This window comes from Luteibacter sp. W1I16 (assembly GCF_050434905.1).
GTDB lineage: Bacteria > Pseudomonadota > Gammaproteobacteria > Xanthomonadales > Rhodanobacteraceae > Luteibacter.
On record NZ_JBNDJJ010000001.1, the window covers coordinates 3,664,221 to 3,677,153 of the forward strand.

The 12,933-nt window shown below is 66.7% G+C and carries 10 protein-coding genes; 4 read left to right on the plus strand and 6 right to left on the minus strand.

The window, feature by feature from the left end; translation table 11 throughout:
* Positions 1-308: 308 nt before the first annotated feature.
* The 3 genes from QFZ41_RS16095 to QFZ41_RS16105 form a co-directional block, all read right to left on the minus strand.
* Positions 309-1,862, minus strand: a complete 1,554-nt coding sequence (locus QFZ41_RS16095; protein ID WP_429199667.1) for a pseudouridine synthase — start codon at positions 1,860-1,862, stop codon at positions 309-311.
* A complete protein-coding gene (scpB, locus tag QFZ41_RS16100; RefSeq protein ID WP_429199668.1) occupies positions 1,859-2,635 on the minus strand; it encodes an SMC-Scp complex subunit ScpB in 777 nt (258 codons plus the stop codon). Before scpB ends, QFZ41_RS16095 begins: the two co-directional genes overlap by 4 nt.
* 100 nt (positions 2,636-2,735) lie before the next feature.
* Positions 2,736-3,542, minus strand: coding sequence for a segregation and condensation protein A (locus tag QFZ41_RS16105; RefSeq protein ID WP_306850689.1), 807 nt, complete (start codon positions 3,540-3,542; stop codon positions 2,736-2,738).
* 394 nt (positions 3,543-3,936) lie between these two features.
* On the opposite strand from QFZ41_RS16105, the gene dinB reads away from it, so the two are divergent.
* Positions 3,937-5,124 (plus strand): DNA polymerase IV, encoded by a 1,188-nt coding sequence (gene dinB, locus QFZ41_RS16110; protein WP_429199669.1) that lies wholly within the window; start codon positions 3,937-3,939, stop codon positions 5,122-5,124.
* A gap of 132 nt (positions 5,125-5,256) precedes the next feature.
* Positions 5,257-5,613 carry a PilZ domain-containing protein gene (locus tag QFZ41_RS16115; RefSeq protein WP_429200270.1) on the plus strand — a complete coding sequence of 119 codons (357 nt, stop codon included), beginning with the start codon at positions 5,257-5,259 and terminating at the stop codon, positions 5,611-5,613.
* Between the two features lie 202 nt (positions 5,614-5,815).
* On the opposite strand, the gene QFZ41_RS16120 is transcribed toward QFZ41_RS16115, so the two are convergent.
* Entirely contained in the window at positions 5,816-7,513 is a 1,698-nt protein-coding gene (locus QFZ41_RS16120) for an AMP-binding protein (RefSeq protein ID WP_429199670.1), read from the minus strand.
* A gap of 125 nt (positions 7,514-7,638) precedes the next feature.
* Here QFZ41_RS16120 and QFZ41_RS16125 point away from each other — a divergent pair, with 125 nt between their 5' ends.
* Complete coding sequence (locus tag QFZ41_RS16125) at positions 7,639-8,070, plus strand: hypothetical protein (protein ID WP_429199671.1); 432 nt, start codon at positions 7,639-7,641, stop codon at positions 8,068-8,070.
* A gap of 73 nt (positions 8,071-8,143) precedes the next feature.
* On the opposite strand, the gene acnA is transcribed toward QFZ41_RS16125, so the two are convergent.
* On the minus strand, positions 8,144-10,888 hold the full coding sequence (acnA, locus tag QFZ41_RS16130) for an aconitate hydratase AcnA (protein WP_429199672.1): 2,745 nt from the start codon (positions 10,886-10,888) through the stop codon (positions 8,144-8,146).
* Between the two features lie 227 nt (positions 10,889-11,115).
* Between acnA and QFZ41_RS16135 the strand changes: the two genes are divergently transcribed.
* Positions 11,116-12,045: a LysR family transcriptional regulator gene (locus QFZ41_RS16135; protein WP_429200272.1), complete on the plus strand. Its 930-nt coding sequence runs from the start codon at positions 11,116-11,118 to the stop codon at positions 12,043-12,045.
* A gap of 232 nt (positions 12,046-12,277) precedes the next feature.
* On the opposite strand, the gene hflD is transcribed toward QFZ41_RS16135, so the two are convergent.
* Positions 12,278-12,904: a high frequency lysogenization protein HflD gene (hflD, locus tag QFZ41_RS16140; protein WP_429199673.1), complete on the minus strand. Its 627-nt coding sequence runs from the start codon at positions 12,902-12,904 to the stop codon at positions 12,278-12,280.
* Positions 12,905-12,933: the final 29 nt, after the last annotated feature.

A 12,933-nucleotide genomic window follows, 5' to 3' on the forward strand; every position in this document is an offset into this window, starting at 1 on the left:
CCCTCGCATTCGCCATGTCGCTTGTCACTTGCCGCACTCGGGTGGGAAGCGGGCTGGCCCGCGATTCCTCAATCTTCGTGCTGGCGAAGGAAGCCTTACCCTGATCGGGCGAGGCTTGTGACCGCTCGCTTGGATGCGATGCATCGGTTCATTCGGCCCGTTCCAGGGTGACGGATCGCGGGCCAGCCCGCTTCCCACCCGGGTGCGGGGATTCACACGGAACGGCTTTGGCCCCGTGCTTCCCGTACTTCCCCGTACTTCCGTGAAGAAAATTGAAGCGGTCGCGCTAGGCGACCGCGGGCTCCCGCTTAGCGGTTGCCGCTACGGTTGCCGCCACCGCCACCGCCGCCACCCGGACGACCGCCGCGGTTGCCACCCGGACGCGGACCGCCGGCACGGTTGCCGCCACCCTGGCCGCCACCGCCCGTGCGATTGCCGCCACCGGCCGGGCCACGACCACGATTGCCGCCGCCGTCGAAACGCGCGCCAGCCGGCGCACGGTTGCCGTCGGAACGCCCCGGGCCTGCCGCACGGTTGCCGTCGGAACGGCCCGGACCTGCCGCGCGGTTGCCTTCGGCACGGCCCTGGCCCATCGGCCGGTTGCCGCCACCGGCGTTGCCTGGACGTCCACCCGGACGCGGGCCGCGGTTGCCCGCAGCGTTACCGGCCGCGTTGCCGCCACCGGTACGGCTATCGCCCGCGAACCACGTGCGGATCGACGGAAGTTCCTGGCCCGGCGCGACGCGGCGCGACTTGCGCTGGCCACCGGGACCACCGGCGGCACCGCCACGTTCGGGGCGGGCGACGTTTCCGTTGACCTCGCGGCGCGGAGCGCCGCCCTGGCCACCACGACCGCCGCGGCCGCCGGCACCGCCACGTCCACCGCGCGGATTATCGTCGCGCAGGCGGTCGAAGGCGGTGAGTTCACGCGCTTCGTCGTGACGCGCCGAACTCCACGCACCCGTGGTGCGGGTATCCGGCTTGTATTCGGTGATATGACGCGGGGCGCGGCGCTGATGCACCACGGCGCTCAGCGTCAGCACGGGCGCCGGTGCGCCCAGGCCCGCGCGCTCGCGCAGTTCCTTGATCGCGGTGTCGTCCAGCGATTCGCAATCGCCACGGCGCAGCGCGCGCGGCAGTTCGACGGTGCCGTAGCGAATGCGCTTTAGGCGGCTGACCAGGAAGCCCTGCGAGTCCCACAGGCGGCGGACTTCGCGATTGCGGCCTTCGCGGATGGTGACGCGGAACCAGCTATGGCTTCCACCACGGCTGATGGTGGCGATCTCGTCGAAGCGAGCGGGGCCGTCTTCGAGTTCCACGCCAGCCTTGAGCCGCTCGATGACTTCGTCGGGCACCTCGCCGTGCACGCGGCAAAGGTATTCACGCTCCAGGCCGCTCTTCGGGTGCATCAGCGCGTTGGCGAGTTCGCCATCGGTGGTGAGCAGGAGCAGGCCGGTGGTGTTGATGTCGAGGCGGCCCACGGCGACCCAGCGCGCGCCACGCAGGCGCGGCAACTGTTCGAACACGGTGGGACGGCCTTCGGTGTCCTCGCGCGTGGTCACCACGCCTTCGGGCTTGTGGTAGACCAGCACTTCGGCGTCGTTGCGGTTGTCGGTGGCGACGACGAACTGCTTGCCGTCGAGCACCACGCGGTCACCGGCGTGGACGCTGGAGCCGATCGTGGCGACGGTGCCGTTGACCTCGACTTCGCCGGCCTGGATGCGCTGTTCGAGCATCCGGCGCGAGCCGAGTCCGGCATTGGCGAGGACCTTGTGCAGGCGCTCCTCGAGCTGTTGGTTGCTATCGGCGGGGTTGTCGCCGCCGCGCTTAAGGGTGAGCAGGGATCGCTGTGGCGCGTTCATGCGCGTGACTCCTCGGTATCTTTCTCGGCGTCGTCGTCTTCGGCGTCGCCTACGGGGTTCTCTGCCTCGTCGGCAGTGGGGGAAGCCGCGGCGACATCGTCGCCGGCAGGCAGCTGGTTCGCGACCTCGACCTCGTCGCCCTCGATGGGCGCGGTCTCGGTAGCGGTATTCGTATCGTCCGGTATCGCGGCGTGGGCGGACGCGGGTATCGCGTCACCTTCGAAGCGCATCTGCGGATTGAGTTCCTCGAGATCACGGATCTCGGAAAGCGGGGGCAAGGCGTCCAGCGACTTGAGGTTGAAATAGTCGAGGAAGCCGCGCGTGGTGCCGAACAGGGCGGGCTTGCCCGGCACGTCACGATGGCCGACGACGCGGATCCATTCGCGTTCTTCGAGTGTCTTGATGATGTTCGAGGAGACCACCACGCCGCGGATCTGTTCGATTTCCGGACGGGTGATCGGCTGTCGGTAGGCGATCAGGGCCAGCGTCTCGAGCAGGGCCCGCGAGTAGCGGCTGGGTTTTTCCGCCCACATCCGCGAGACCCAGGCATGCACGTCGCGACGGACCTGGTAACGCCAGCCGGAAGCGACCTCGACCAGTTCGACGCCGCGTCCTTCGCAATCCCCGGCGAGCGACGCCAGGGCGGCCGTGAGTTCTTCCGTGCCGACGTCTTCTTCCTCGCCGAAGATCGCCTTCAACTGCGCGATCGTCATCGGCTGGGTCGACGCCAGGAGCGCCGCTTCCACGATGGGTTTGAGTTGTTCGGGTTGCATAGGCCTTGGGCTATACCGCGCCTTTCACGCGCGGATGGGTTCGTGCACGGGAGCGGCCGCTCGTGCGACGCCCCCCGGTTCGTGGCCCCTTGGAGGGCCTTCAGGCGAGCGCTTCCTCGGGCTCGGCCTCCATCTGTACCTTCGTCTTCAGGTAGATCGGCCCGAGGGCTTCTTCCTGGACGATTTCCACGAGCATTTCCTTGGCGAGTTCGAGCATGGCGAGGAAGGTGACCACGACGCCGAGCCGTCCCTCGTTGATGTCGAACAGTGTTTCGAAGCGGTGGAAGCCGCCACCCTCGCTAAGGGTCTGGAGCAGGTCGCCCATGCGCTGGCGCACGCTGAGCGGTTCGCGCTGGATCGCATGATGCGTGAACAGGTCGGCGCGGGTGAGCACGTCCTTGAGCGCTAGCAGGAGCTCCTTGAGGTCCAGCGGTGGCGGCACGCGTACCACGTTGTGCTCGCCGACGAAGGCGTGGACCACGGTGGTGTCGCGTTCCAGGCGCGGCAGCTCGTCGATATCCGCCGCGGCCCGCTTGAAGCGTTCGTACTCCTGCAGTCGGCGGACGAGCTCGGCGCGGGGATCCTCCTCGACGCCTTCCTCGGCCGGCGGCCGCGGCAGCAGCAACCTGGACTTGATCTCCGCGAGGATCGCGGCCATCAGCAGGTATTCCGCCGCGAGCTCCAGGCGCATCACCTCGCGCATCATGTCGATGTAGTCCATGTACTGCCGGGTGATCTCGGCCACAGGGATGTCGAGGATGTCGAGGTTTTGCCTGCGGATCAGGTACAGCAACAGGTCCAATGGACCTTCGAACGATTCGAGGATGACTTCGAGCGCGTCCGGCGGGATGTACAGATCCTGGGGCATTTGCAGCACAGGCTGCCCGCGCACGAGCGCGAGAGGCATTTCCTGCTGCTGCGGGATGCCCGCGAAGGCATCCTGGGCTTTTTCGACCACCTGGACTTCGGTTGTCTCGTTAGTCATCGGCACACGTCAGAAGGGTCGCGAGTGCGACCGGGAACGCAACAATCGATGCCGTCCGGCGGCTACACCGCCACCTCGCCCGGCTTGCCACGCATCGTCGCCGACGAGCGAAGGGCAAGGCCGCTGGACACCCCAGGAGGGTCACCGTCTGTGAAGGAACGTCGGGAGCAGAGCGCGGCCGGTCCTCGACCACGGACCGGTGAGGGCGCGACGCCCGAATAAGTTCACCCGATTGAGATACAGGGTATCGCCTGTGCTCGCCCAAGTCCAGCGGACGGGCAGCCGGTCGCTACGACGTTGCGGCACAATAGGCGGCATGCAGCCGGGCCAGCGCGCAATCATCCACGTCGACATGGACGCTTTCTACGCGTCCGTGGAGGAACTGGACGACCCGTCCCTGGCCGGAAAGCCGGTCATCGTGGCCGGCCTGGGCCGGCGCGGCGTGGTGTCCACGGCCAACTACGAAGCGCGCAAGTACGGGGTCCGCTCGGCCATGGCCACCTCGGAAGCCCGCCGGCGCTGTCCTGGTGGGGTTTACATCTTTCCCCGGCATGCGCGCTACCAGGAAATCTCGAACGTGGTCTTCGGCGTCTTCGCCGAGGTCACTCCGATGATCGAGGGATTGTCGCTCGACGAGGCGTTTCTCGACGTGACGGGCAGCCTCCGCCTGTTCTCGTCGATCGAGGCCATCGGCCGCCGGGTGAAGGAGACCATCCGCGAGCGCACCGGGCTCAATGCCTCGGTCGGCATGGCGCATAACAAGCTCATCGCCAAGCTCGCCAGCGAACTGTCCAAGCCGAATGGCTTCCTGCGCATCGCTCCGGAGGACGTGCGCGGCTACCTGGACCCGCTGCCGGTCGGGCGCATGTGGACCGTCGGCAAGGTGGCCGAGGAGGCCCTGCACAAGGTCGGGATCCGCACCATCGGCGATCTGGTGCGGGCGGACGCCTGGCGGCTGAACAAGGCGGTGGGCGAGCGCCATGCCGCGCAGTTGCGCGAGCTTTGCCGCGGCGAGGACCGCCGGCCGGTGGTGACCGATGCCCCCGAGGTTTCCATCGGCTCGGAGTGGACCTTCGAATACGACGTGGAGGAGTTGCCCATCGCCGAGGCCTGGCTGCTGCGCCAGTGCGAGCGCGTGGGCGCCCGGGCGCGTGCCCGTGGGCTGGATGCGCGCACCGTATCGGTGAAATTGCGCGAGCCGCCCTTCGTGACCCACAGCCGGCAGGCACAGTTGCCCGTTCCCGGCAACGCGACGGCCGATATCCATGCCGTGGCACGACGCTTGCTTCAGGTTTGGTGGAGCCAGCACTCCCGGCCACGGCTTCGATTGCTCGGCGTGACGCTGTCGGGTTTCGACGCCCGGCACGGCGACGAGCAGCAGGACATGTTCGCTGCGCCGGCGCCGGATAAGCGTTCCGATGGTGTGCAGGACCTGATCAACGGACGCTTCGGCGCCGGAGCCCTGGTACGCGCGGGCGTGCTGAAGACCCGCGGCAGCGAGTGAGGCGACAGGATGGCGGACGGACCCACGGACTGCGCTAATGTGTCCGTTTGTGACACGGAACGTAAGTGAACGAGGTGGGTGATGCCGGTCACCGCGGACAAGGACGCAATATCGGGATGGGTGGAGAAGCTGATGTCGAATGACAAGGAAGACCCGCAAACGCGCTATCGCCATGCGCGCATGAGGGTGCAGACCGCGGTGCTGATGAGCCGCGGCGGCGAAGCGCACCCGACGGACCTGGTCGATATATCAGCCACGGGCGCCCTCCTGCGCCGTCCGCACGGCTGGCGCGGCGAACCGGGTCAGACCTGGATCCTGGACATGATCTTCGGCCACGACCTGCACATCCACCTGGAAGCCTCGGTGGCCCGCGTATCCGCGCGGCAGATCGGCATGGAATACACCCTCATCCCCGAGGACAAGCAGGCGTCGCTCTGGGAGTTGCTCGGCGGCTACGCCGACACCCTCGAGGCCTGGCGCGACGATTGACTGGCTGAGGCAAGCCCCCATCGCCGCTTAAGCGGCTTCCCACCACAGCATCGGGTAGGCCGGGTAGGAGCAGACCTGTGGCAGCAGGCCTGTGGGAGCCGACCTTGTCGGCGATCCCGCGTCAGCGGGCCAGGATGAGGCAAGCACCCATCGCCGACAGGGTCGGCTCCCACCGGTTCCCTTTCAGGCCTATGCAGTTTTTTCAGGCAGCGGTGGGGCGGCTCTTCTTCCGTTCCTCGTCGCGAAGCTCGCGGCGGAGGATCTTGCCGACGTTGGTCTTGGGCAGGGCGTCGCGGAACTCGATCTGTTTCGGACGCTTGTAGCCGGTGAGGTTCTCCCGGCAATACTCCTTCAGCGCCTCGACGGTCAGCGAAGGATCCTTGCGCACGACGAACAGCTTCACCACCTCGCCTGAATGCTCGTCGTCGATACCGACCGCCGCGACTTCGCCCACGCCCGGGTGGCGCATGACGATGTCCTCGATCTCGTTCGGGTACACGTTGAACCCCGAGACGAGGATCATGTCCTTCTTGCGGTCGACGATGAAGGCCTGGCCGGTTTCGTCCATGCGGGCGATGTCGCCGGTGCGCAACCAACCGTCGGCGTCGAGCACCTTGGCCGTCTCTTCCGGCTGCTGCCAGTAGCCCTTCATCACCTGCGGACCGCGAATGCACAGTTCACCGACTTCGCCGATCGGAAGCACCTTGCCGTCCTCGTCCCGGATCTGGGCATCGGTGTCCGGGATGGGATAGCCGATGGACCCGGTGTAGTCCTTGATGTCGACGCGATTGGCGAATGCGACGGGCGAGGTCTCGGTGAGGCCATAGCCCTCGATGATGGGATGGCCGGTGACCTTCTTCCAGCGCTCGGCCACCGCCCGTTGCAGCGCCATGCCGCCGGCCATGGAAAGGTGCAGGTGCGAGAAGTCGACCTGGTCGAAGCCGGGGGTGTTCAACAGGCCGTTGAACAGCGTGTTGACGCCGGTGATGGCCGTGAACTTCGTCTTCTGCAACTCCTTCACGAAGCCGCGCATGTCGCGCGGATTGGTGATCAGGTGGTTGAGGCCGCCGAGGCTGGTGAAGATCAGGCAATTCACCGTCAGCGAGAAGATGTGATACAGCGGTAGCGCCGTGATGATCGTTTCCTCGCCGGGCGTGGCGTGGCCAGCGACCCAGGGGCGGGTCTGCAGCATGTTCGCGATCATGTTCCGGTGGGTGAGCATCGCGCCCTTCGCCACGCCGGTGGTGCCGCCGGTGTACTGCAGGAAGGCGATGTCGTCGTGGCCGATCTCCACGGCCGGCAACGGGTGCGCCTTGCCGCGGGCGAGCGCGTCGCGGAACCGCACCGCCTTCGGCAGCTTGAAGGGCGGCACTTCCTTGCGCAGCGTCTTCACCACGAAGTTGATGATGTTGCCCTTCGGGAAGCCGACCATGTCGCCGACGGCCGTGGTGATGACATGGCGTACCTGCGTGCCTTCCACGGCCTGTTGCGCCGTGGCGGCGAAGTTGTCCAGAACCAGCAGCGCCTGCGCGCCCGAGTCTTCCAGTTGGTGATGCAGTTCGCGCGCGGTGTACAGCGGATTCGTGTTTACTACCGTAAGGCCGAGGCGTAACGCACCGAACAGGGCGATGGGGTACTGCAGCAGGTTCGGCAGCATGATCGCCAGGCGGTCGCCCTTCTTCAGGCCGAGTTCGCCGGAGAGATAACCCGCGAAGTCGCGCGAAAGTTCGTCGACCTGGCCGTAGTTCAGGACCTTGCCGAAGTTCGCGAACGCGGGGCGGTCACGAAATTTCTTAAAGGAGTCTTCGAAGACGGCCGCCACGGAGCGGTACGCGTTGACGTCGATGTCGGCGGGAATGCCGGCAGGGTAGTGGTCGAGCCACGGACGCTCAATGCTCATGAATCGGACGAACTCCAGGAAGTGACGGATGCACGGCGCATCGTCATAAGGCCGTGGCATTGGAGCATACGCCCGCGTATAGCGGCAAGCCGCATTGCAGCGCGTTTTGATGGGAGGAAAGCACGATGTGGAAAGCGGGAACGTTGCTGGTCTTCCTCGCCTTGGCGGGTGTCACGGGGTGCCGGCATGCGCCGGACGAAGAACAGGTGCGCGCGGCGATAACGGCTGCTTCGGAAGGCGCCGAGGCAGGCAAGGCGGGGGATACCGTCGCGGCGTTGACCGACGACTTCGATGGCAACGCGGGCCAGCTCGATCGCACGTCGCTGGCGAACCTCGTCCGCGTTTATGCGCTGCGCGGGCAGAAGGTCCACGTGCTGATGGGGCCGACGGAAGTCGAGAAGCGCGGCGAGCGGCTGGTGGCGACGTTCACCGTCACCCTGACCGCCGGGGCGGGCGTGTTGCCCGATAACGCCGGAGCGTATGTGGTGGAGACGGGCTGGCGGAAGGAAGGGCGCGAGTGGCGTTGCTTTACGGCGAGCTGGAAGCGCGCGTTGTAACCACGTCGCCGACAGGGTCGGCTCCCACCAGGCAAGAAGCCCTGGTGGGAGCCGACCCTGTCGGCGATGTTTTTTACGCCGCCTTCGCCAGCTGGCGAAGCACGTACTGCAGGATGCCGCCGTGGCGGAAGAACTCGCGCTCCTTCGGGGTCAGCAGCAGCACCTTCACGGTGAACTCCTTGACCGAACCGTCCGGACGCGTGGCCTTGACCGTCGCGGTCTTCGACTCGCCGCCATTGAGGCCGGTGATGTCGAACACTTCGTCGCCCTTCAGGCCGAGCGTCTGCGCGTTCTCGCCGTCCTGGAACTGGCAGGGCAGCACGCCCATGCCGACCAGGTTCGAGCGGTGGATGCGCTCGAAGCTCTCGGTGATCACCGCCTTGACGCCCAGCAGCAAGGTGCCCTTGGCGGCCCAGTCACGCGACGAGCCCGTGCCGTATTCCTTGCCGGCGAGGACGACCAGCGGGGTGCCGTCGGCCTTGTACTTCATGGCGGCGTCGTAGATCGCCATTTCTTCGCCGGTCGGGATGTACTTGGTGTAGCCACCTTCGACGCCATCGAGCATCAGGTTCTTGATGCGGATGTTGGCGAAGGTGCCGCGCACCATCACGTCGTCGTTGCCACGACGCGAACCGTAGGAGTTGAAGTCCTTCGGCTCCACGCCCCTGGAGATCAGGAAGCGGCCCGCCGGGCTGTCCTTCTTGATCGAGCCGGCCGGCGAGATGTGGTCGGTGGTGATCGAGTCGCCGAAGATGCCCATGGCGCGCGCGCCGTGGATGTCCTCGATGGTGCCGGCCTCGGCGGTCATGCCGTCGAAGTAAGGCGGGTTCTTGATATAGGTGGAATCGTCCCAGGCGTAGGTCTTGCCATCCGGCGAGGCGATGGCGTTCCAGCGGCTGTCGCCCTTGAAGACGTCGGCGTAGCTGTCCTTGAACATCTGCGGGCTGATCGCGCCGGCGATGGCGTCGGAGACTTCCTGGTTGCTCGGCCAGATGTCCTTGAGGTAGACCGGCTTGCCGTCGCTGCCGGTGCCGATCGCGTCCTTGGTCAGGTCGATGTTCAGCGTGCCGGCCAGCGCGTAGGCGACGACCAGCGGCGGCGAGGCCAGGTAGTTCATCTTCACTTCGGGATGCACGCGGCCCTCGAAGTTGCGGTTGCCCGAGAGCACCGAGGCCACGGCGAGATCGCCATCGGCGATGCCCTTGCTGATCTCGACCGGCAGCGGGCCGGAGTTGCCGATGCAGGTGGTGCAGCCATAGCCGACCACGTAGAAGCCCACCTTCTCGAGTTCCCCGAGCAGGCCGGTCTTCTTCAGGTACTCGGTCACGACCAGCGAGCCTGGTCCGAGCGAGGGCTTCACCCACGGCTGGGAGGTGAGGCCACGCGCGGCGGCCTTCTTCGCCACCAGGCCGGCGGCGAGCATCACGGCGGGGTTGGAGGTGTTCGTGCACGAGGTGATCGCGGCGATCACGACCGAGCCGTCGTTGAGGCGGAACGACTTGCCGTTCCTCTCGACGAGCACGCCTTCGCCGTCCACGGCGTTGGCTTCGTTGCCGACGGCCGTGCCGCCGCCTTCATTGTTGAAGCGGGCCACGTCGCCGTTCTTCGGCTTGCGGTTCGCGGTGAGCGGACCGACGGCATCGAGGAAGCTGTCCTTGACCGACTCCAGCAGCACGCGGTCCTGCGGACGCTTCGGGCCGGCCAGCGACGGGCGAACGTCGGCGAGGTCGAGTTCGAGCGTGGTGGTGAATTCGGCTTCCGGCGTGTTCGCGTCGTGCCACAGGCCCTGGGCCTTGGCGTAGGTCTCGACCAGGGCGATCAGCGCCTCGTCGCGGCCGGACAGGCGCATGTAGTTGAGCGCTTCCTGGTCGATCGGGAAGATGCCGCAGGTGGCGCCGTATTCCGGGGCCATGTTGGCGATCGTGGCGCGGTCGGCCAGCGGCAGGTTCTGCAGGCCCGGGCCGAAGAACTCGACGAACTTGCCCACGACGCCGAGCTTGCGCAGCATCTGGGTGACGGTGAGCACGAGGTCGGTGGCGGTGACGCCTTCCGACAGCTTGCCCTTCAGGCGGAAGCCGACGACCTGCGGGATCAGCATGGACGACGGCTGGCCGAGCATCGCGGCCTCGGCCTCGATGCCGCCCACGCCCCAGCCCAGCACGCCGAGGCCGTTGATCATCGTGGTGTGCGAGTCGGTGCCGAAGACGGTGTCGGGATAGGCGAACGATTCACCGTCCACTTCGCTGGTGAAGACGACGCGGGCGAGGTTCTCCAGGTTCACCTGGTGGACGATGCCGGTGCGCGGCGGCACTACCTTGAAGTTGTTGAAGGCTTTCTGTCCCCAGCGCAGGAAGGAGTAGCGCTCCTGGTTGCGCTCGAATTCGATGGCGACGTTCTGCTCGAGCGAGCTTTCCGAGCCGAACGTGTCGACCTGCACCGAGTGGTCGATGACCAGTTCGGCCGGTGCCAGCGGGTTGATCTTGTCCGGGTCGCCGCCCAGCTTGGTCACGGCGTCGCGCATGGCGGCCAGGTCGACCACGCAGGGTACGCCGGTGAAGTCCTGGAGGACGACGCGGGCGGGCATGAAGGAGATCTCGGTGTCCGGTTCGGCCTTGGCGTCCCACTTGGCCACGGCCTCGATTTCCCTGGCGGTGACGTTCACGCCGTCTTCCTGGCGGAGCAGGTTCTCCAGCAGGATCTTCATCGAGTAGGGCAGGCGCTTGATGTCGAACGTGTTGCCGAACTTGGCCAGGCTGGCGATGGTGTGGCGCTTGCCGTTGACTTCGATACTGTCTCGGACTGAGAACGAGTCTTTCATGCTGTACTCCTGGCGTGGCGTTCTTTAGCTGGGGAGGCCTGGCGGACCCTTGCGGACCGCCAAAGGCGTCGATTATCGCGCAGTCTGCCGCTGGTGTGCGACCGCCGTGAGACCGGCCTCCGGCTAGAATGACCATTCGGTAGCGCAGGCCGCGCGAAATCTGGGCGGCGGAAGGATGAGGGCCGGAGCACGTGAGCGCAAACGTATTTGATGGCACGCAGCGTTCGATGATATCGATGGCCTTGTCCTCGGTATCGCTGCGGGACCTCGCCCTGGTCCAGGCCGTGGCACGGGAAGGCAGCTTCAACAGCGCCGCCCGCGCCATGTACATCAGCCCCTCGGGCCTGTCCCACCAGGTGCAGAAGGTGGAACAGGCGCTGGGCGTGCCCCTGTTCGAGCGCGGTGGCCGCCGTGTGGTGCCCACCGCCAGCGGGCAACGCCTGCTGGGCTATATAGAAGACGTGCTGGCTTCGGCCGAGCACCTCGAGCACGCCGCCCGGGCCGGGGACGTCGCTTTCGGCGGCGAACTGCGGCTGGGGGTGCCCTCCACGTTGGGGCCTTACCTGCTACCCCATTTCATCGAACCGTTCCCCCAGCGTTTCCCGGGTGCCCGGCTGACCATTTCCGAGGGCAAGCCGCGCGGCTTGCTGCGCCGCTTGCAAGAGGGTGAACTGGACGCCGTGCTGGCGCCGCCCAGCGCGATCGTCACCGGGCTGGAATCCATCCCGCTATTCTTCGAGCCTTACGAGCTGATGTTGCATACGGGGCACCCGTTGGCCGGACGGATGTCCATCGCGCTGACCGAACTGGACGCGGCGGACGCCACGCTGATGGCCGAGAGTCACGGGAATGGCGTGTCCGACCTCGGCATGAGCGGCTCCGCACGGCCCGAGCGCATCCAGGACCTGAGCATCGAAAGCCTGGCCACGCTGGTGGCGCTGCGGGGTGGTTACACGCTGGTGCCGATCCTCGCGCACGAGCGGCTGGGTTCCATACCGAACGTGGTGTTGGCGGCGGTGGAGGGTGCACGGCCCGGGCGGCACATCTCCCTGTACTGGCGGAATGCCACGCCGTGGCGGGAGGATCTGGCGCGGTTCGGCGATTTGCTGCGGGTGTTGGCCGAGGCGATTCCGGGGCTGGATGCGGCGGCTTCGTAGGCTGTCGCCGCCTAGGCGGCTTCCCACCAGAAGCGCATTGCGGCGGCTTCCCACCGGACGCGCATTGCGCTGGAGTCTGGCGCTGCGAGTCGGCCCTTGTGGGAGCCGGCCCTTGTGGGAGCCGACTTTGTCGGCGATCCCGCGGCAGCGGGCCGGGTTATGGCAAGCACCCATCGCCGCCTAGGCGGCTTCCCACCCAAAGCAAAAAAAACCAGGTCGCCCTAGGGATCGGTCAGCCGCCGTCGTCCAGGGTGGAGCCAGTCAGCAGGCCGCGGGCCAGCATCGCGCATTGCTTGCGGTAGATCAGCAGGTGCCATTGGCGGCCGCCAATCTGGTTCCACAGCACCGCCGAACGCACGGCCGCCAACAGGGCCGCCCGTACCTTGTCCACGTTCGCCTTCTGCTGCAGGTGCGACGGTGTGCCGGTGACCATGACGCGAGGCTTCAGCGTCGACAATGTCGAGGTGTATACCTCGGCCAGCCGCGCCGCGACATTCGGATGACCGATGCCGAAGTGCTCGACCTGGCGCTGCGTACCGACGATGCCCTCGCGCAGGCGTTCGAGCAGGCCGCGGTTGCGTGACAGCGAGCGTTCGAGGCGCAGGACGGTGATCGCCATGCGCATCACCGCCACGTCACGGGTCTGGTCCTCGAATTGCGCGACCAGCGTACGTAGCCCCTTCCTCACTCCCGAGACACCGCCATAGACGGACGCCACCGAATCGGCGTCGATGCGGAACACGCTGGCAAGGCTGGCTTCGAAAGCCGCCTCGTCGCACCGCCCCTCGGTAGCCAGTTGCTGCGCGAGGGCGACACCCTGGAAAACCCCGGCGAGGGCGAGGACGCGTTCTTCATTCATGCGAAAAGCTCGGGAAAGGTAGGGGGAAT

Excerpts from the sequence above, each read along its gene's own strand:
- QFZ41_RS16095 (WP_429199667.1), bottom strand. The coding sequence starts at position 1,862 with ATGAACGCGCCACAGCGATCCCTGCTCACCCTTAAGCGCGGCGGCGAC.
- scpB (WP_429199668.1), bottom strand. The coding sequence starts at position 2,635 with ATGCAACCCGAACAACTCAAACCCATCGTGGAAGCGGCGCTCCTGGCG.
- QFZ41_RS16105 (WP_306850689.1), bottom strand. The coding sequence starts at position 3,542 with ATGCCTCTCGCGCTCGTGCGCGGGCAGCCTGTGCTGCAAATGCCCCAG.
- dinB (WP_429199669.1), top strand. The coding sequence starts at position 3,937 with ATGCAGCCGGGCCAGCGCGCAATCATCCACGTCGACATGGACGCTTTC.
- QFZ41_RS16115 (WP_429200270.1), top strand. The coding sequence starts at position 5,257 with ATGTCGAATGACAAGGAAGACCCGCAAACGCGCTATCGCCATGCGCGC.
- QFZ41_RS16120 (WP_429199670.1), bottom strand. The coding sequence starts at position 7,513 with ATGAGCATTGAGCGTCCGTGGCTCGACCACTACCCTGCCGGCATTCCC.
- QFZ41_RS16125 (WP_429199671.1), top strand. The coding sequence starts at position 7,639 with ATGTGGAAAGCGGGAACGTTGCTGGTCTTCCTCGCCTTGGCGGGTGTC.
- acnA (WP_429199672.1), bottom strand. The coding sequence starts at position 10,888 with ATGAAAGACTCGTTCTCAGTCCGAGACAGTATCGAAGTCAACGGCAAG.
- QFZ41_RS16135 (WP_429200272.1), top strand. The coding sequence starts at position 11,116 with ATGATATCGATGGCCTTGTCCTCGGTATCGCTGCGGGACCTCGCCCTG.
- hflD (WP_429199673.1), bottom strand. The coding sequence starts at position 12,904 with ATGAATGAAGAACGCGTCCTCGCCCTCGCCGGGGTTTTCCAGGGTGTC.